This window comes from Corynebacterium sp. HMSC070E08, from assembly GCF_001808895.1.
Lineage (GTDB): Bacteria > Actinomycetota > Actinomycetes > Mycobacteriales > Mycobacteriaceae > Corynebacterium > Corynebacterium hiratae.
This window is the reverse complement of the sequence record NZ_KV794796.1, coordinates 43,936-62,356: the sequence shown is the minus strand read 5'-3', so window position 1 is coordinate 62,356 and position 18,421 is coordinate 43,936. Positions and strand designations below refer to the sequence as shown.

The following is an 18,421-nucleotide window of genomic DNA, read 5'->3' as shown; positions in this document are numbered from 1 at the left end:
AGATCATGTCCACCCTGTTTACTGGAATCTCAGAGCTGCGCACGGTGTCGGAGGCAGGCACGCTTGCCGACGCCGCACTTATCGCCAACACCGACGGCACCATCGCCTGGATCGGATCGGCGTCCGAGGCGCCGGCCGCGGACGAGAAGGTCGACCTGGGCGGGCGCACAGTTCTGCCGGGCTGGGTGGATTCCCATACTCACATGATCTTCGATGGCGACCGCTCCGCCGAGTTTGAGGCCCGCATGGCGGGCGAATCCTACCAAGCTGGCGGCATCGCCGTGACGATGGACGCGACCCGCTCGGCGGGGGAGGAGCGCCTGGAAAAGCTTCTGGTGGAGCGCATCGCCGCTGCCCGCCGGGGTGGAACGACCACCTTGGAGACGAAGACCGGTTACGGTCTCAATACCGAATCCGAGGTGGAGGCCGCTCGCGTGGCGGCCCGCCACGTCGATGACGTGACCTTCCTCGGCGCGCACCTCGTGCCGCCGGGAGCAGAGGCCGAAACCTACCTCGACGAGGTTGTGGGCCCGATGCTCGACGGCGTGGCGGAGCACGTGCAGTGGATTGACGTCTTCTGCGAGCGTGGTGCCTTCGACGAGAAGCAATCGCGCCGCGTGCTCGAGGCCGGCAAGGCTCGCGGACTTGGCGTGCGCGTGCACGGCAACCAGCTCGGCGAGGGCCCAGGCGTGGCGCTCGCGGTGGAGTTGGGCGCGGCCTCCGTGGATCACGTCAACTACCTCAGCGATGCGGATGTTGAGGCCCTGGCCTCCTCCGATACGGTGGCCACACTGTTGCCGGCCTGCGATCTGTCCACGCGCGAGCCGCTGGCGCCGGGACGCAAGTTTATTGATGCCGGCGCGACCGTCGCTATCGCCTCCAACCTCAACCCGGGCACGTCCTATACGTCCTCGATGAACTTCTGCGTGACCACGGCCGTGCTTCAGCAGCACCTGACTCTGGATGAGGCTATTGCCGCCGGCACGCTGGGCGGTGCCACCGCGCTGCGCCGCCAGGATGTCGGTGAGGGCAAGGACGCGAAGGGCCGCCCGGCTAAGGGCTCGCTGGTGGTCGGTGCAGCCGCGGACCTGCACGTGCTTGATGCCCCGAGCGCTATCCACCTGGCTTACCGCCCGGGCATGCCGATGACGTTCAAGACCTTCGTCGGCGGCTGCGAGGTCTAGAAAGCAAAGTCTCGCACTCTAGAGTGTAAAACTTTGCAGTCTGCGGTATTCTGCAGGCATGATGTGGACAGCAGAGCAGCTCGAGGATTACCTCGAGCACTGTCGCCTCTTGCAGTCGGATACGACGACCGTGGAGGTGAAATCGGGACGCGGCGGAATGCCGCAGTCCCTGGGGGCTACTCTGTGTGCCTTCGCCAACATGCCGCGTGGCGGCACCGTCATCATTGGAGTGGCGGAGCCCGGCTTTGCGGTGCACGGCGTGGACGATCCTGGCGCTATCGAAGGCGCCCTGGCGGATCAGGCACGCACCCTCGTGGAACCCGCGCCTTACATTGAGACCCAGACCCTCCAAATCGAAGGGCGTGCTGTGGTGCTCGGCCACATCGAAGGCGTGCTGCCGCACCAGCGGCCGGCGCTCTATCGGGGGCGGCCCTACCTGCGCATGGCGGACGGTGACTATGTCATGAGCTCCAATGACCTCCGCATGATCGAGGTGGATAAACTACACGCGCGCGAGGCCATTGCCTATGACTCAGAACCCGTTCCTGGGTCAAGCCTAGAAGTTTGTGATGATTCGGTGCTCAAGGAAGCAGTGGCGGAGCTGCGCAAAGCCACCGCTCGTTTGCGGGGTGCGAGTGATGCCGAGTTACTGGAGCTATTCCGCGTGGTCGATTCCCGAGGACAACTGAGTGTGGCCGGTTTGTACGCTCTGGGGCGCTTTCCGCAGGGATTCTTTCCCGACCTGCATATTTCTGCGGCCGTGCAATACCCGGCGGGGGAGGAAGGACCGCGCACCCGGAACCTGGAAGAGTTTTATGGGCCCGTCCCGGATCTGGTGGATGCGGCCGTGGCGTGGGTGCGCCGGAATATCGATACCGACTTGGTCTATGGCACGGATGGACATCTGCGCGAGGTTCCCGAGCTTCCCCTCGAAGCGGTCCGCGAGGTCATAGCTAATGCCGTGGTCCACCGAGACCTCGGGCCGGAAAGCTTAGGTGCCGGGAAGTTCGTCACCATTCGGCTGACTCGCCAGGCACTGATCGTGACCAGCCCGGGTGGGCTACGCGGCATCTCCGTGGAAGAACTCAAGGGAAGGGTGCTATCACCCGTCGCTGTAAACCCGCGCCTGTATGCACTGAGCACGAAATTGCGTCTAGAGGATGGCGAGCGCGTCATCGAGGGCCAGGGCGGAGGCATGAAGGTCGTCTTTGAGTCCCTTCGCAAAGCCGGCTTGCGCCCGCCGACCCTCATCGACACTGGTGTTCGCTTCACCGTGATCCTCTGGAGAGCGGGGCGAGGCGATGACGAGCACGGCCCCGCGACTCGCAGCGCCTCTGCTTCCTTTGAGCCCGCGCTTGCCCCAGCGCAGACAGCGAAGGAGGGCAGTGTGGTGGAAGACGGGCTCGTCGCCAAGCTCGGCGGAAACCCGGCACTTGTGCTTGCTGCACTACGCCGGAACGGCGAGCTCTCGCTCGTGGACATCGTAAACAGCACGCAGCTCACCCGCGGCCAGGTGCGTTACGCGTTGGGCAAGCTCATCGAGTCCGGGCACGTCACGATGCGCGGCAAACACGGTGACCGCGCCACGCGTTACGCTGCGAAGGAGTAGCCCGAGGCGGAAAAGGTCGGGTAATTCAGCGGTGAAATAGCTAATTGGGTGCCGGTGCCGTACTCTGGTCTGAGCAATGAGCATTACCGATAACGCCACCGGCGGCGTAAACGAGCCGGAAGAATTCAATAAGTCGGAATCTCAGGAAAACTCGCAAGGTGGCGAAGCTCTGGACGCTTCGCAGGTATCCAACCAGGACACCGGGGCTGCGAATAACCCTGAGGACACCGGCGCTGAAGAAACTTCAGCCAACGACAACTCCCAGGGTTTTGCACACCTCGGCCTTCCCGATGACGTTCAGGAAGCCGTGTCCAAGGTGGGCTTTACCAAGCCATCCCCAATTCAGGAAGAAACCATCCCGATCCTCATGGAGGGCCGCGACGTCGTCGGTCTGGCCCAGACGGGTACGGGTAAGACCGCGGCCTTCGCGCTGCCGGTTCTCTCCCAGATCGATACCGAGGCCCGCTACCCGCAGGCTCTGGTCCTCGCGCCCACGCGCGAGCTGGCCCTCCAGGTAGCGGACTCCTTCCAGTCCTTCGCCGACCACTTGGGTCGCATCGAAGTTCTGCCCATCTACGGCGGCCAGGCTTATGGCATCCAGCTCTCCGGGCTGCGCCGTGGCGCCCAGATCATCGTGGGCACCCCGGGCCGCGTCATCGACCACCTGGAGAAGGGCTCCCTGGATATCTCGCAGCTGCGCTTCCTCGTCCTCGATGAGGCGGACGAGATGCTCAACATGGGCTTCCAGGAAGATGTCGAGCGCATTCTTGAGGACACCCCGGAAGACAAGCAGGTCGCACTCTTCTCGGCCACCATGCCGAACTCGATTCGCCGCCTGTCCAAGCAGTACCTCAACGACCCCGCCGAGGTCACTGTGAAGTCGGAGCGCCGCACGAATGACAACATCACGCAGCGCTTCCTGCTGACCCCGCACCGCCACAAGATGGATGCCTTTACCCGCATCCTCGAGGTCATTGACTACGACGCCATCATCGTCTTCTGCCGCACCAAGCACGCGACCGAAGACGTGGCCGATAGCCTCAAGGAGGCCGGCTACAACGCTGCCGCCATCAATGGCGATATTGCCCAGCAGCAGCGTGAGCGCACCGTCGATCAGCTTAAGGATGGCCGCCTCGACATCTTGGTGGCTACCGACGTTGCCGCCCGCGGTCTCGACGTGGACCGCATTACCCACGTGGTCAACTACGACATCCCGAATGACACCGAGTCCTACGTGCACCGCATTGGCCGTACCGGCCGTGCTGGCCGCACTGGTGAGGCCATCCTGTTTGTCACCCCGCGTGAGCGTCGCATGCTGCGCTCCATCGAGCGCGTGACCAACGCCCGCTTGGAGGAGATGGATCTTCCGACCGCGGATGAGGTCAACGCTAAGCGTAAGGAGAAGTTCTTCGCTTCCATCGGCGCTTCGCAGGAGGACAAGCAGTTCGAATTCTTCCGCGACATGGTGCGCGAGTACTCCGCAGCGGAGAATGTGGCGATGGATGATATCGCCGCGGCCTTGGCCGTGCAGCTGCAGGGCGGGACGGACTTCCTGCTCAAGGAGCGCCCGGTGACTAAGAAGGACCGTCGCGAGCGCGATCGCTTCGAGCGCGACGGCCGCGGGCGTGACCGTGATCGTGGTCGTGACCGCGGTGGCCGCGACCGTGACCGCGGCCCGCGCCGCCCGGATGGGGACTTTGAGACGTACCGGCTGGACGTCGGCAAGCGTCAGAACGTGCGCCCGGGTGCGATCGTGGGCGCGCTGGCCAATGAAGGTGGCCTGACCTCCAAGGACTTCGGCCGCATTACCATCGCGGTGGGCCACACCTTGGTGGACCTTCCGAAGAACCTGGACCCGGCAGTGCTGGACCGTCTGAAGGACACCCGCATTTCTGGACAGCTCATCAAGATTCAGAAGGATACCGGCCGCCCGCCGCGCCGGAACTACGATGACGACCGCGGTCGAGGCGGTTACGGAGGACGCGGACGCGGTGAGCGCGGCGGATACCGTGACCGTGACCGCGGTGGACGTGGCCGCGACCGTGGCGGTCGCCGCGGGGGCTGGCGCGACTAGGCTCCGCTAGGCGCCGCAGCGGCCCCAACGCTGCACGAGAAAACCTCCCAAACTCTCACTGAGAGCTTGGGAGGTTTTATCTGTTGAGGCCTAAACCGAAGAGTTTAGACGTACATCAGGATGGCGCAGACAACCCACAGCAGGTTGAAGATACCGGAGAACATCGCCAGCTGCTTCTTCAGCTTGGCCACATCGGCGCTGCCCGGGCTGGCAATCGCAGCCATGGCCTGGTTCTGCTTCGGGATAACCACGACGAGCAGAATGACCCAGGCGATGACGGAGAGCAGAAGGGCAATGTGGAACTGGACCTGAGACTTGTAGGCAGCCAGGTCAGTAAGGAAAACAGCCAGGCCGATGACCGGAACGATGGCGGAAATGTAGCCATAGGTCGAGGTGATCTTGTTGAGGATGCCGGCGGCACCAGCGGCCGAAGCATCACCGGCGCCAGCCTTTGCCAGCTGGGCAGGGAAGGCGGAGGTGGAGATACACACGGTACCGACCAACAAGATGGCAGCGAAGGCGTGAAGGAAGATGAGCAAGCTTGTCATGGGGAGTGCGCTTTACCTTTCTGTACGGGGCTTTTCCCAGCGAAAGTCTAACGGTGCTGGGAGATGAAATCGAATCGGCACTGGTGGCGCATGACCGCATAGTCGCGGGAGGGAAGCGGGAGTTGGTACTTGCGCGCCACCGCAGCAAGGCGCAGGGAATAGTCGCAGCGGTTGGCGGGCGGAAGCCAGTCCGCCGGCAGGGAATCGGACTTGGCTTGGTTCAAGTTGCGGGCGGTGGCAACAAGGTTGAGCGGATCGTTGGCGAACGCCATCTTCTTTTCCCGCGGCCAGGTTGACGCGCCGAGATCCCAGGCTGCTGAGAGCGGAAAGACGTGGTCGACTTCGACGCGCTCCGCCGCAGGTGCGCGGGCATAAGGATCGAAGAGGGTGCCGTCGATGGTCTGCGCTGCTTTGACGTTATCGCGGGTGCCCGGCGCCCAGCCGCCGAAGTCATCGCGGTCGTAGCCAGAGACCTCCACACGCGCAGGCACGGTAGCCACACCTAGGTCCGGGCCGGGAAGAAGATGGTAGCCGCCGTAGGCCACCGTGGCTATGGAGAGGAAACCGATATAGGCCGCGCGCAGGTTCATGCACTTTTAGACTGTGCGTAGCGTGGAGGGGTTCCTCAAGGGCTCGGAGGGGAGCCACCAAGCACGCAGTGAGGTGGGGTGCGATGTCAACAAAACTTGACAAAATAAGAATAGTTTTAATAATTAGCTTGGTAATAGATTAAGAATGTCAAAATTACTGATCCCGCTATCACTGCTAAAGGAAAGGAAACGCAGTGAAATCTCCGCTCCCCATTCTTGCTGCGGCATGTCTCGTTGCTGCAGCAAGCCCTCTTGCCTTTGCACAGGACGTCGCGCCGGAACTGCCGGAATCTGCACTCGCCGAGGAAGCCCTCAAAGACCCCATAGCAACGGAGAGCCCCAACGAATCCGGTGACATTAAGGATGCCGCCGAAGAGTTAAAGAATTACTCCACAGCACCAGCACCTGGTGGTAACAGTCCGGTCGGTGATGAATACTCGGCCTTCTACCACGATGCTGTAGATCTGGAGTCATCCACCCCCGGCCAGCTTTTCCGTTCCGCGCCTGTTCGCAACCCGGCGAATACCCTCGGAATTACAAATATCGGCCCCTACAAGGCCCAGCGCATCCTGTATTCCTCTACCAACCGCACGGGAGAGAAAACGGCAGTCAGCGGCATTGTTATTGAGCCCAAAGCAGCATGGACGAAGCCGGGACCACGCCCGGTTGTAGCATTCGCCCCTGGTACCCAGGGTGTGGCAGACCGCTGTGCGCCGTCGCGCAAGATTGCTGAAGGCGTGGGGGATTATGAGCAGTTCTTCTTCGAGCAATACTTGAAGAAGGGATATGCGGTGGTGGTGACAGACTATGAAGGTCTTGGTACCCCAGGAATGCACACTTACATGGACCGAATCTCCCAGGGGCATGCAGTCTTGGATAGTGCGCGTGCGGCACAGCAGCTGAACGGCTGGGATATTAGTGGTGACAACCCCGTGTTCATTAACGGCTATTCGCAGGGAGGTGGGGCAGCGGCATCAGCAGCGGAACTCTATGATGACTACGCGCCTGAGCTTAACGTCAAGCTAGCAACGATTGGTGCTGCACCCGCGGATCTGACGTTGCTGCCGCCGGCTCTCGACGGCACGCTGTACTTCCTTTTTGAGTCCTATGCGTTGTTGGGCTTGAGTAACTCCTATGGCGAAGACCTGTACGCTCATCTCAATGAGAAGGGGGCTGCAATTCTCAAGCGCGCCACCAACACCTGCACCCTGGGGCTGGCTGGCTTTTCAGGAACCACCATTGAACAGATCAGCAATGAGGGCAAGAGCGTTGACCAATTCATTGCTACTGCGCCCTATGACCGAATTCTGGCGGACCAGCACATTGGTTACGATGCGCCGTCGATTCCGGTGGTGGTTACGCATGGCCGCGGCGATGACGTGATTCCTTTCTCCACCGCTGAGCAGCTGGTTGAGCAGTGGACTTCGCGCGGTGCAAACGTGACCTTTATTCCGAATGATGCCCGCTCCCACGTGGCTGGTACCGTCCCGCATATTACGGAATCCGTCAAGGCTATTGAGGCAGCGCTGTCTTAAAAGGAAGGTGTCTCGGGCACCTCAGTTCACAAGACAAACCCCTCGCCGGAGCTTAGTGATGAACTAGCTCGACGAGGGGTTTAAAAGTAGGAGGGGGGAGGGGCCGAAGGCTACTTCTGAACCTTCTCCGCGGCCTCCTCGAAGTCCAAGTCATCGTTTTCTTCAACGAGCTTGGCCAAGCGGGTAGCCTCCTCGAATTCCTGGATGACCTTCTCATCCGGAGCCTTGGTAGCAAGGGAAACACCGACGGATACGAGCAGAGCGGAGATGAAGCCCGGAACCAACTCGTAAAGGGTATCGCCCAGCGGGCTCATGCCCCAGCCGATGGCCACGACGGCACCGGTGATCATGCCGGCGATGGCGCCGGTGGAGTTGAGGCGCTTCCAGTACAGCGACAGCAGCACCAGCGGGCCGAAGGCGGAGCCGAAGCCGGCCCAGGCGAAGCCGACCAGACCCAGAATCGAATCCGACGGGTTGATTGCCAGCACAGCGGCGACGATGGCGATGGCCACGACGGCAGTACGGGACAGGTTGATCAGGACGTTCTGGCTTGGCTTCTTCTTAGCGAAGATGAGGTAGAGGTCCTCAATGAGGGAGGTGGAGACCACCAGCATCTGGGAGGACATCGTGGACATGATGGCTGCCAGAACGGCGGTCAGAACCAGACCAGCAAAGAGCGGGTGGAACATGACCTGAGCCATGTCCAGGAAGATGGTCTCGTAGTTCTCCTGGTCGGTGATGGAGTGGTTGGTCTCAGTGAAGAAGACCGTGCCGGAGAGCGCGACGAAGATGGCTCCGATCAGGGAGATGCCCATCCAGCTCACACCGTAGAAGCGGCCTGCGCGGGCGTCGGAAGGCTTGCGCAGCGCCATGAAGCGCACGATGATGTGCGGCTGGCCAAAGTAGCCCAGGCCCCAGGCCAGGTTGCCGATGATGACGGCAGCGGATACACCGGAGAACAGGGAGAAGTAATTGGGGTTCTCAATCACGCCACCGGTGGCGTAGGGGTTCTCAGCGGCGAAGCTGAAGATCTCACCCGGGTTATCCAAGGAGAAGAGCACCATGATCGGCACGATGATGAGCGAGGCGAACATCAGCAGGCCTTGAACGGTATCGGTGTAGGACACCGCCAGGAAGCCACCGACGAAGGTGTAGAAGACCGTCACGGCTGCCACGACGAGCATGCCGACCATGTAGTCGCCGCCGAAGCTGGACTCGAAGTAACGGCCGCCGGCCACCATGCCGGAGGAGACGTAGAAGGTGAAGAAGAAGATAATGATGGCCGCCGCGATGATGCGCAGCAGGCGCGACTTATCGTGCAGGCGGTTTTCAAAGAAGGAGGGCACGGTAATGGAGTTGCCGGCAATTTCGGAGTAGGAGCGCAGACGCGGCGCGACCCACTTCCAGTTGGCCCAAGCACCGATGAGGAGGCCGATCGCCATCCACAGCTCGGACATACCGGTCAGGAACAAAGCGCCAGGCAGGCCCATGAGCAGCCAACCCGACATATCGGAAGCGCCGGCGGATAGGGCGGCTACGAACGGGTGGAGGCCGCGGCCGGCGAGAACGTAGTCGTCGTACTCATCCGTCTGCTTGTAGCTCCAGAAGCCGATAGCGGCCATGGCAAGCAGGTAGATGATCATCGCAACGACATACCAAGTGGAGTCTTGCACTGATCTCTCCTTGAGATTGAGATTAAAAAATAGGACCTAACCACGCTAACGAGGCACAAGCTCCTACCCAACTGAAAATTGGCTGGTTGACCAGTATTTGGTTACCTTGGTCACAGCTTATTGTACGGTCTTACTGGTGTTACGTCGTTATGTAACGAGACTATAACGATTGTCTATTTAGGCAGGATTCGGGAACTTTCTGCGACCCCGTCCCCAAAAGGCGTGCTGCTAGACTGGCCCCTATGGCTTCTTACCTGCTGCATGGCCTCTGGCTGCCCGTCTCCGGCCTGAGTCTATGGATCGAACAGGTCGAAGGGCACAAAATCATCATGCCCTCAGCAGTCCCAGGGGGAACCTTCCCGGATGTGGTCGATAGCATCCTGAGCAAGAAGACCTTCCGCAACCGCGCGCGAGTCTCCCTGCGTACGCCGAAGGGCAAAGATGTTTCCCTCATGGTGCCCATGGCTATGTTCGCCCCAGATGAAGCGGTAGAAACATTGGCCAAGCTGGAATACCTCGACACCGATAGCCAAGCGGCCACCCCAGAGCAGCGCGCGACCATCGCGCCGGATCTCCTGTGGCTCATCCGTGCTTATCGTGGCCTCTTCCGGTTTGTTCGCGCTGGCCGGGTGACCATCCGCCTGTCCTATCAAGCCGGTGAGTGGTACCCCATGTGGCAACTGGCCTCCGGTTTGGGCGAGCGCAGCTGGCTGGCGGAGATGCTAGCCTCCGCGCCCGGCATCCTCTCCATTAATAACCGGGCTCTCTCTGATGATTTGGCCGATGAGCTCACGCACTGGATTGCCTATACCCAGCTGCGCCCGCAGATCGACGCCCCGCGCGCAGCACCCTGGCATGACTTCGCCCAGGCGCTGTTGAGAACTTCGCCGGTGAAGAAGGGACGCGCGCAGTTGCTGCGCGGACTCAACGAGTGGAAGGACTCCATTACCTCCGTCGATCTGCAGCTCGTGTTCCTCGTGGAGGAGCCACCAAATGATAATGTCTCCGTTGAGGACGCAGCGTGGCCGATCCGCCTGCTAGTTCGCTCCGGTACCGATTCGCCAATGCCGGTGCGCCAAGACCAGTTGGACCGGGGGAGCGTCGAGAAGCTGCGTGAAGCCCGCCGCCATGCCTTCGATGTGGCTCCGCGGCTGAAGTACAATTCCGCGCCGGCGAGCCGAAATGCGGGCGATTGGGACGTCTACCTGACCACGGAACAGCTCGTGGACTTTGTCACTCACGACGCCGCCGCCCTGCGCAAAGCCGGCTTTACCGTGCTGCTACCCAAGGCCTGGTCCCACATGGAGACCAAGGCCAAGCTGGAAACCACAGAGGTACGTGATCCAGCCGATGCCGCCACCAAGGCGCACATCGGCATGGAGAAGCTGTTCAGCTATGACTGGAAACTTTCGGTGGGGGATACGCAGCTTACCGACGCCGAAATGCACGAGCTCATCTCCTCCAAGTCCGGCCTGATTCGCCTGCGCGGCGAGTGGGTGATGGCGGATACACAGGCTTTGAACAAGATCTCGCAATACATGCGCGAGTTGGCCGATACCGCCCGCCAGCGCGCCCTAAAGGAGCTCGAGCAGCTCGCCGCGACCGCCGAGATGGCCCGCCAGCTGGAACAACCCGGCTGGGAAGAACTTGTGGCCGAGGTGGAACGCCGCCGCAAGGAATTCAACGAGGGTGAACAAGAAGAAGCGGTCACGCTGGCGGACCTGCGCGAGATGGCCTTGAAGTCGATGGCGGAGGACCCCGTTGCCTTCACTGGCTCCGAGTGGCACACCTCGCTGCTTGGCGGGCTGGATAGTACTGCGCCCGACCGCGTGGAGATCCCCGATACGGTCCATGCCGAGCTGCGCGAGTACCAGCGCCGGGGCGTCGACTGGCTGTATTGGATGTCCCGCAACAACATCGGCGCGGTGCTGGCGGATGACATGGGTTTGGGCAAGACGCTGCAGCTGTTGTCCCTGCTGGCGGTAGAGAAGGCTGCCCATGAGACTGAGGGGGAAGCGGAGGCGTGGAAGCCCACCCTAGTGGTTGCCCCGACCTCCGTGGTGGGCAACTGGGCTAGGGAAGCCAAGCGCTTCGTGCCGGACTTTAAGGTCATGGTGCAACATGGCACCGGGCGCCTAAAGGGCGAGGAGCTGGTCACGGCGGCGCAGAACGCCGATATCGTCATCACCTCCTATGGCACGGTCAGCCGTGACTTCCTGACCTTGAGCAAGGTGGAGTGGGACCGCGTGGTCCTCGATGAGGCCCAAGCGATCAAGAACGCCTCCACGCGCTCCTCCAAGGCCGTGCGCGCCATCCCCTCGCGGCACCGCGTGGCGCTGACCGGCACGCCGATTGAGAACCGGCTGTCGGAAATGCGCTCCATCCTGGACTACTGCAACCCCGGGATCCTGGGCTCAGCTTCCTTCTTCCGCAACCACTTTGCCAAGGCCATCGAGCGCGAAGGAAGCGATGTCATGGCGGAGCGCCTGCGCCTGCTCACCGGCCCGTTCATCTTGCGCCGCCTCAAAACGGATCCGAATATCATCGATGACCTGCCGGAGAAGTCCGAGCAGATTATCACCGTGCGCATGACCGATGAGCAGGCAGCCCTCTATAAGGCTCTGGTCAATGACGTGGAGCAGGCCTTGGCAAAGAAGAAGGAGGGGATCTCGCGCCGCGGCCTCATCTTGGCATCGCTGACCCGCATCAAGCAGATTTGCAACCACCCAGCGCACTTCTTGGCCGATGGCAGCGCTGTCACCATCAAGGGCAAGCACCGCTCCGGCAAGGTGGAAGAACTCATGCGGATCATCGACCAAGCCATCGAATCCTCGGAGCGCGTGCTGGTCTTTACCCAGTACAAGGCTTTCGGTGACGTCCTCCAGCCCTACCTGTCTGAGCAGCTGGGCTGCGAGATTCCCTTCCTCCACGGCGGGGTGAGCAAGAACCGGCGCGACCAGATGGTGGAGGAATTCCAGGCCGATGATGGCGCACCCGTCATGCTGCTCTCGCTCAAGGCGGGTGGTACCGGGTTGAACCTCACGGCGGCGTCGATTGTCGTGCACATGGACCGCTGGTGGAATCCGGCGGTGGAAAACCAGGCCACGGACCGCGCCTTCCGCATCGGCCAGCAGCGCAACGTACAGGTCTACAAGATGATTACCGCCGGTACTTTGGAGGAATCCATCCAGGACATCCTCGACGGTAAGACGCAGCTGGCCGGTGCCGTCGTGGGCGAAGGCGAGGGCTGGCTCACCGAACTGAGCCCCGAGCAGCTGGCGGACCTCATGAGCTACAGGGAACAGGAGAAGTAAATGGCACCAAAGAGTCCTGAGGACAACAACGTCATCTACGCCAACTTCGGCACCCGCAAGCGCGTGAGCACTCCGGAGGAGGTCAACCGCGTCGACCGCGTGCGCACCATGCAGCCGGCGGCCACGCGCCTGCTCAACTTTGTCAACCAGCAAACGGATTCCGGCCGAATTCGCCGCGGGCGCCAGTACGCCACGGAGGGCCACGTCGTGGGTCTTGATGTGCGCAATGGTGCGGTGCACGGAAAGGTCGCGGGCTCTCAGAACGAACCTTTCGCGGTGCTTATCCAGGTGCCCTACCGCAATAACGAGGACATCGGGCGGCTGTCGGAGATGTTCGCGCGCACGCCCAACTCCGTGGCGAAGGCCAGGGAGGGCATGCTTGCCGACGCCTCCCTCGACATCCTCATCGCCGAGTACCCCGACGACCTCCGCTTTTCCTGTACCTGCCCCGACCCGGAGTACGTGTGCAAGCACGTCGTGGCGGTGGCAGACCGCCTCGCGGCCCGGATGGATGCCGATCCTTCCGTGATTTTTGCCCTGCGCGGACTCGACTTCGCGCGGCTCGAGCAAGCGGTCATGGAGCAGGCCAAGGCGGCCTCGGAGGACTCGTTTTCCGCTTCTGCGGCCGCTGAAATCTCGGCCGAGGAACGCAATGCTTTGTTCTGGGAGGGGCGCGAGCTGCCGCCGTTGCCGGAGCCCAAGACTGCTCCTGCGGTGGATGATTCCGACCCGGAATTGCTGCGCAAGGCCATGAGATCTGTCAGTCATACGAACATAGATTTGCTTCGGGCGGTCTCCGATGTCGAGGACCTTTACTATCATCTGACGCACTAGACATTGCCACCATCAGGGGAGGGGCTCACACGCCCAGCCCTGGACCACGTTGTAGGGAGTTTGCATGGCCGCGGTCACGTTCATCCACACCTCCGATTTCCAGCTGGGCATGACCCGCTGGTTTTTAAGTCCCGCGGCGCAATCGCGTTTTGATGATGACCGCGAGGCGGCGGTGTTGCGCCTGGGGGAGCTGGCCACCAAGACGGGTGCCGAGTTCATCGTCGTGGCCGGTGACGTGTTTGAACACAACTCCTTGAGCAGGTCCACGCTGCTGCGGGCGAAGGATATGTTCAAGCGCCTGCCGGTTCCGGTCTACCTGTTGCCCGGCAACCATGACCCTCTCGTGGCGGATTCCATCTTCTTCAACTCCTTTGCGGATAACGTGCACGTGATTGCTGATTCGGAGCCGATTGCGGTGCGCCCGGGCGTGGAGATCGTCGGTGCTCCTTACCTGTCCAAGCGGGCCAACTATGACCTCGTGCGCCGCGCGCTGGAGCCGCTGCCGCCTGCCGAGGAGGGTGCGGTTCGCATCGCGGTGGGCCACGGCCAGGTGGAATCCCGCGCGGGCGAAGGCGAGGACTCGGATGCGGATACGATCGACCTCGCCTTCGTGGAGGAGTGTCTGGATAAGGGGGTTATCGATTACTTGGCGCTGGGGGATACGCACTCCACTGAATCCTTGGGCCGCTCCGGCAAAGTGTGGTTCTCGGGCAGCCCAGAGACCACCGCTTTCGACGATAGGGAGCGCGATTCGGGCAACGCCTTGGTGGTGACCGTTGAGGGGGATCGGGTGGACGTCGTCAAGCACCGCGTTGGCCGTTGGGACTTCCGGGCGATTGATGCGGACATCGACTCCATGGAGGATGTCGAGGGCTTCCTGGAACAGCTGGACGCGGTGCCGGAGAAGATTCGCACCGCAGTCAAGTACAGCCTGCGCGGCACCGTGGGTTTGAGCGCGCAGGCCCGTCTGGAGCAAGGCCTGGCGGAGATGGAGGAGGTTTTTGCCTCCCTCAAGCCGCGCGAGAGAACCATGGACCTGCATCTGGCGCCCTCGGAAGAAGAGCTCAGCGAACTGAGCTTGAGTGGTTATGCCGCCAATGCGCTAGCGGAGCTGCTCGAGGACCTAGATAATCCCACTGCCCGCGACGCCGCCAACCTGCTGTTCCGCCTCAGCGCGAAGGGAGCCTAAACCATGATGCAGCTGCATTCTGTTGAACTAAACAACGTCCGGGGCGTGGAGCACCTGGAGGTCAAGGACCTCCCGGAGACCGGGGTGGTGGTCATCGGTGGGCCGAACGAAGCTGGAAAGTCCACGCTGGTGGAGGCCATCGATTTCGTGCTCACGGAAAAGCACACGGCAAATTCCAAGCCGGTGAGGGCGCTGCAGCCTGCCGGCCGCGATGTGGGACCTGAGGTCACGCTGGAGGCAACCGTGGGGCCCTACCGTTTCCGCATTCGCAAGCGGTGGGTGAAAAAGCGCACCTCGGAGCTGCATGTTTTCTCCCCGCGCCCGGGCCAGTGGACCGGTGCTGAGGCCGATGGGGAGTTGGAGCGCATCCTCAGTGAGCACGTGGACCGCGCGCTTCTCGACGTCCTCTTCGTCCGCCAGGACGACCCCCACCAAGGCATCGCCGCGGTGGGCATTCCTTCCCTGACCGCAGCGCTGGAGGAGGAAACCGGGGCGAGTGCCGCGGCGGAAGACTCCGAGCTGCTCACACGCATCGAGGCGGAGTACAAGGAGTACTTCACCGCGAAGACAGACAAGCCGGCAGGAGACTATAAGTCCGCCATCGCCGCGCTAGCGGATGCTGAGGAGAAGCACGCTGCCACCGAGGCCTCGCTGCGGGAGCTCGACGGCGTGGTGGAGCGCTATGAAGCCGCCGAGCTGAAGAAGAAGGATGCTGAATCCGCTCTGCCGGTGGCCGCGGAAGAATGCGAGCGCCGTGACGGTGAGCTGCTCGCTGCTCGGGCCGCCCAGGAGAAGGTCACCGCGCAGGAGGCGGCGGTGGCTCGGGCAGCGGAGGCCGTGACGCGCGCGGAGGAGGAAGCGCAGCGCCGTAAAGCTGTGGTTGCTGAGCATGCCGCAGCTGTCGAGGCTGCTGAGCGTGCCGCCGCCGCGGTTATTCAAGCCCGCGAGCGCGCCGAGGAAGAAGCCGCCGTCCGCACGAAACTAGAGGAAGAGCGTGCCGAGGTCCACAAGCGCTATGAGGCCGTGCGCGAGGAACGCCAGCGCGCCCGCCGCGAGCAGCAGCGCGCTGAACGTGAGGCTCTGGGCACCCGACTCGAAACACTGAACAAGCTGGAAGAGACTTTGGCAGCCCGCCGCCGTGAGCTGGCGGCGACTCCCGACGTACCGAACCTTCAGGCCTTGGAGGACGCGGCTCGCGAGGTCACCGTCCAGGAGCGCCTGCGGGCGGCCGCGGCGTCCAAGCTCTACTTTTCCGGCAAGGGCTCCTTTGTCGTCGATGGCGAGGAACGTGCGCTGGAGAACGGTCAAGAACTGGCAGTCGAACTGCGCGAGGGCACCACGCTGAAGGTCGGTGATATCACCGCCCGCTATGCAGCCGGCGCAGGTGATAGCGGTGAGGAAGGCGTGGAGAAGGCCCGCGTGGAGCTCGCACGCCTGCTGGAGGATGCCGGGTGCGAAGACCTTGAGTCCGCCCGCGCCACCCACGAAAAGCACGCGGAGCTGGCCTCCGCCACGGATACTGCTGCCCGCGAGCTTCATGCTGCGCTGGGCGGGGAGGACCTCGGTGAGCTGCGTGCGCGCTTTGAGGCGGGCGCGGCCGATGCTGAGGACGCCGAGGAGGCCGGCGGGACTACTGAGGACGACGCGAAGCCGCGGGAGCTGACTGTGGTGGAGCGTGAGGAAGAGGAGTTGCGCAGGAAGCTGGATGAGCTTGATCGCGCCCTGGCGCCCTACCGCGAGAACAAGGCGGGCGCGGCACTGGAGGTGGCTATGGTCCGTGCGGAGGAGGCCACCGCGCAGCGCGATGCCAAGGCCGCGGCAGTGGAGTCGGCGCGTGCCCAGTTATCGGATGACGGCGTGACCGCCGCTATCGAAGCAGCACGAACCGCGCACGCTGCTGAGAAGAAAGCGCTGGAGGAGATATCCGCCGTCGATGTCGACACCGCGGAGCAGTTGGCGCGGGGAGCGCATACGCACGTTGATTCCCTGAAGACAGCGGTCAATGCGGCGGTGGGGGATATGCGTGAGTTCCGCGGGCTTATCGATATGCACTCGGGCGCAGCCGAAAATGAGGAGAAAGCCGCTGCCGAACTCGACGTTGCTCGTGAGCGCCACGCTGCCATCGAGCGCCGCGCGGAGGCCGCGCGCTACCTGCGTTCGCTCATGCTGCGCCATCGCGACGCCGCCCGTCAGCGTTATGCCGCGCCTTTCGTCACCGCGCTCAATGGCCTAGCCCGCACCGTGTTCGGCGGTGACGTGGACTTCGAGCTTTCCGAGGAGCTCAAGGTGCAGGCGCGGAGCCGCAACGGCGAAACCGTGGCCTTCGACGCGCTCTCCGGCGGCGCGAAGGAGCAGTTGAGCATCTTGACGCGCTTTGCCATCGCCCAGCTGGTGTCCAGTGAACCGGTGCCCGTCGTGATCGATGACGCGCTGGGCTCCACCGACTCGCAGCGCCTCCAGCTCATGGCTGCGCTGCTTACTAAGGCAGGGAAGACAACACAGGTCATCGTGCTCACCTGTATGCCGCAGCGCTATTCCTGGGTACCGGGGCGCATAGACCTTGACATGGAGAGGCTTAGGAATGCTTAAGAGCCGGAGTGTAGGGTAAGTGCCATGACAGCGGATATTCGATGGCTCACCGGCAGCGAGCAGGAGTTGTGGCGCCAACTCCTGGCCAGCATTCGCAAGATTAATCGCGGCATGGAGGAAACTCTCTTGGCCTGCAGTGATATCTCGGCGGCCGAGTATTCGGTGCTTGTTTCGCTTTCGGAGGCACCCGAGCACACCCTGCGCCTGCGCGAGCTGTGCACAGAATTGGAGTGGGACCGCTCGCGCGCTTCCCACCAGATCACCCGCATGGAAAAGCGTGGGCTCGTACGCAAAGAAAAGTGCGCGGGCGATGCCCGCGGCGTGGAGGTCGTCATGACGCGGGCCGGCCGAGAGCGACTTGAGGCGGCGGTACCGGAGCATGTTGAGTCCGTGCGCCGCATGGTCTTTGACCATCTGGATCCCGCCGATGTTCCGGCGCTTCTGCGCTTTTGTGAAGGCGTGCTCTCGGAGAAAAACCTTCCGGGCTATGACGGCTTCGTGCCGGACGAGCGTCTGGGCACTCGTGACCACTAGCTGCGCCCACCGGGGTAGAGTAGGCCCCGTCCGTTTACGCACCAGGAGGTGACCTGTCCACATCATGATGGGACAAGAATTGTTCGAGCACCCAGAGCGCCAATACACCACGTACGGCATCACGCCGCTGAAGGAACTCAGCGCTCAGGTAGGCCCCGCCGAGGACCTGGAAGAGCTCAGCGAGGAGCAAACCGCCGCACTCGAGAACGCCCTCGAACAGCACCCGGACGAGGCCCTGACCTACGATGATGCCTCCCAGTTGTGGATTATCGGCACGGAGGATGACATCGAGCGCATGTTTCAGGATCGTGAGGACTTCGTCGAAGCGCTCAACAACAATGAAGACCCTGGGGTCTAGCCCACAGTCGGTGTCATACTAAAGGCGGATAGCGGCCGAAATATCTGCGTTTAACTACGGTCAGCTCTGCATAAACTGCTAAGATACTCTGTGTTAATGGGCGAGCATCCCACACGCCACCACGAGACGGTTTCCGCGAAAACTTCTCAGGCACAGGGAGCTAAGTGAAAGGACTAAACATGATCGTCGAGCGCGATTTGGCTCAGGAGCAGCGCGAAGCAGCTGCCCGTGACAAGGCTGATGGCTGGGTTTCCGTCTTCGTTGAGTGGATTCCCTCCATGCTTCTTTCCGTGGTGATGCTGGGCGCTTTGATGCTCGGCATGTACTACGTCGAGCACGGCACTCTGGACATCACCCAGCCGATCGTCAACCAGTACATCACCCAGTAAC

Annotated in this window: 14 protein-coding genes; 11 read left to right on the top strand and 3 right to left on the bottom strand. The window is 62.3% G+C overall.

Annotated features, from left to right (window positions below):
* Nucleotides 1–5 precede the first annotated feature (5 nt).
* The 3 genes from hutI (at nucleotide 6) to HMPREF2526_RS10785 (ending at nucleotide 4,867) form a co-directional block, all read left to right on the top strand.
* The gene (gene hutI, locus HMPREF2526_RS10795) at nucleotides 6–1,184 is read left to right on the top strand and encodes an imidazolonepropionase (RefSeq protein WP_070547263.1); all 1,179 of its coding nucleotides are present in this window, start codon (nucleotides 6–8) and stop codon (nucleotides 1,182–1,184) included.
* A 58-nt stretch (nucleotides 1,185–1,242) separates the two neighbouring features.
* Nucleotides 1,243–2,793: an ATP-binding protein gene (locus HMPREF2526_RS10790; protein ID WP_070547262.1), complete on the top strand. Its 1,551-nt coding sequence runs from the start codon at nucleotides 1,243–1,245 to the stop codon at nucleotides 2,791–2,793.
* A 76-nt stretch (nucleotides 2,794–2,869) separates the two neighbouring features.
* A complete protein-coding gene (locus tag HMPREF2526_RS10785; protein ID WP_070547261.1) occupies nucleotides 2,870–4,867 on the top strand; it encodes a DEAD/DEAH box helicase in 1,998 nt (665 codons plus the stop codon).
* A 104-nt stretch (nucleotides 4,868–4,971) separates the two neighbouring features.
* On the opposite strand, the gene HMPREF2526_RS10780 is transcribed toward HMPREF2526_RS10785, so the two are convergent.
* Both HMPREF2526_RS10780 and HMPREF2526_RS10775 read right to left on the bottom strand, forming a co-directional pair.
* Nucleotides 4,972–5,415: a hypothetical protein gene (locus tag HMPREF2526_RS10780; protein ID WP_046648900.1), complete on the bottom strand. Its 444-nt coding sequence runs from the start codon at nucleotides 5,413–5,415 to the stop codon at nucleotides 4,972–4,974.
* 47 nt (nucleotides 5,416–5,462) lie between these two features.
* The gene (locus HMPREF2526_RS10775; RefSeq protein WP_070547260.1) at nucleotides 5,463–6,005 is read right to left on the bottom strand and encodes an HNH endonuclease family protein; all 543 of its coding nucleotides are present in this window, start codon (nucleotides 6,003–6,005) and stop codon (nucleotides 5,463–5,465) included.
* Between the two features lie 194 nt (nucleotides 6,006–6,199).
* Between HMPREF2526_RS10775 and HMPREF2526_RS10770 the strand changes: the two genes are divergently transcribed.
* Nucleotides 6,200–7,540 carry a lipase family protein gene (locus tag HMPREF2526_RS10770; protein WP_070547259.1) on the top strand — a complete coding sequence of 447 codons (1,341 nt, stop codon included), beginning with the start codon at nucleotides 6,200–6,202 and terminating at the stop codon, nucleotides 7,538–7,540.
* Nucleotides 7,541–7,650: 110 nt separating this feature from the next.
* Here HMPREF2526_RS10770 and putP read toward each other — a convergent pair whose 3' ends face one another.
* Complete coding sequence (gene putP / locus HMPREF2526_RS10765; RefSeq protein ID WP_070547258.1) at nucleotides 7,651–9,213, bottom strand: sodium/proline symporter PutP; 1,563 nt, start codon at nucleotides 9,211–9,213, stop codon at nucleotides 7,651–7,653.
* A gap of 242 nt (nucleotides 9,214–9,455) precedes the next feature.
* Here putP and HMPREF2526_RS10760 point away from each other — a divergent pair, with 242 nt between their 5' ends.
* The 7 genes from HMPREF2526_RS10760 (at nucleotide 9,456) to HMPREF2526_RS10730 (ending at nucleotide 18,420) form a co-directional block, all read left to right on the top strand.
* Nucleotides 9,456–12,527 carry a DEAD/DEAH box helicase gene (locus HMPREF2526_RS10760; protein ID WP_070547257.1) on the top strand — a complete coding sequence of 1,024 codons (3,072 nt, stop codon included), beginning with the start codon at nucleotides 9,456–9,458 and terminating at the stop codon, nucleotides 12,525–12,527.
* Complete coding sequence (locus tag HMPREF2526_RS10755) at nucleotides 12,528–13,361, top strand: SWIM zinc finger family protein (protein WP_049155122.1); 834 nt, start codon at nucleotides 12,528–12,530, stop codon at nucleotides 13,359–13,361.
* A 64-nt stretch (nucleotides 13,362–13,425) separates the two neighbouring features.
* Entirely contained in the window at nucleotides 13,426–14,550 is a 1,125-nt protein-coding gene (locus tag HMPREF2526_RS10750; RefSeq protein ID WP_070547256.1) for a metallophosphoesterase family protein, read from the top strand.
* Between the two features lie 3 nt (nucleotides 14,551–14,553).
* On the top strand, nucleotides 14,554–17,139 hold the full coding sequence (locus tag HMPREF2526_RS10745) for an AAA family ATPase (RefSeq protein WP_070547255.1): 2,586 nt from the start codon (nucleotides 14,554–14,556) through the stop codon (nucleotides 17,137–17,139).
* A 24-nt stretch (nucleotides 17,140–17,163) separates the two neighbouring features.
* On the top strand, nucleotides 17,164–17,673 hold the full coding sequence (locus HMPREF2526_RS10740; RefSeq protein WP_046648908.1) for a MarR family winged helix-turn-helix transcriptional regulator: 510 nt from the start codon (nucleotides 17,164–17,166) through the stop codon (nucleotides 17,671–17,673).
* A 64-nt stretch (nucleotides 17,674–17,737) separates the two neighbouring features.
* A complete protein-coding gene (locus HMPREF2526_RS10735) occupies nucleotides 17,738–18,031 on the top strand; it encodes a hypothetical protein (protein ID WP_046648909.1) in 294 nt (97 codons plus the stop codon).
* Between the two features lie 179 nt (nucleotides 18,032–18,210).
* Nucleotides 18,211–18,420: a hypothetical protein gene (locus HMPREF2526_RS10730; protein WP_046648910.1), complete on the top strand. Its 210-nt coding sequence runs from the start codon at nucleotides 18,211–18,213 to the stop codon at nucleotides 18,418–18,420.
* Nucleotide 18,421: the final 1 nt, after the last annotated feature.

What these genes read in the sequence shown, in the direction of transcription:
- HMPREF2526_RS10775 (WP_070547260.1), bottom strand. Translation starts at nt 6,005, where the DNA reads ATGAACCTGCGCGCGGCCTATATCGGTTTCCTCTCCATAGCCACGGTG.
- HMPREF2526_RS10745 (WP_070547255.1), top strand. Translation starts at nt 14,554, where the DNA reads ATGATGCAGCTGCATTCTGTTGAACTAAACAACGTCCGGGGCGTGGAG.
- HMPREF2526_RS10760 (WP_070547257.1), top strand. Translation starts at nt 9,456, where the DNA reads ATGGCTTCTTACCTGCTGCATGGCCTCTGGCTGCCCGTCTCCGGCCTG.
- HMPREF2526_RS10755 (WP_049155122.1), top strand. Translation starts at nt 12,528, where the DNA reads ATGGCACCAAAGAGTCCTGAGGACAACAACGTCATCTACGCCAACTTC.
- HMPREF2526_RS10750 (WP_070547256.1), top strand. Translation starts at nt 13,426, where the DNA reads ATGGCCGCGGTCACGTTCATCCACACCTCCGATTTCCAGCTGGGCATG.
- hutI (WP_070547263.1), top strand. Translation starts at nt 6, where the DNA reads ATGTCCACCCTGTTTACTGGAATCTCAGAGCTGCGCACGGTGTCGGAG.
- HMPREF2526_RS10785 (WP_070547261.1), top strand. Translation starts at nt 2,870, where the DNA reads ATGAGCATTACCGATAACGCCACCGGCGGCGTAAACGAGCCGGAAGAA.
- HMPREF2526_RS10780 (WP_046648900.1), bottom strand. Translation starts at nt 5,415, where the DNA reads ATGACAAGCTTGCTCATCTTCCTTCACGCCTTCGCTGCCATCTTGTTG.
- HMPREF2526_RS10735 (WP_046648909.1), top strand. Translation starts at nt 17,738, where the DNA reads ATGATGGGACAAGAATTGTTCGAGCACCCAGAGCGCCAATACACCACG.
- HMPREF2526_RS10740 (WP_046648908.1), top strand. Translation starts at nt 17,164, where the DNA reads ATGACAGCGGATATTCGATGGCTCACCGGCAGCGAGCAGGAGTTGTGG.
- HMPREF2526_RS10790 (WP_070547262.1), top strand. Translation starts at nt 1,243, where the DNA reads ATGATGTGGACAGCAGAGCAGCTCGAGGATTACCTCGAGCACTGTCGC.
- HMPREF2526_RS10730 (WP_046648910.1), top strand. Translation starts at nt 18,211, where the DNA reads ATGATCGTCGAGCGCGATTTGGCTCAGGAGCAGCGCGAAGCAGCTGCC.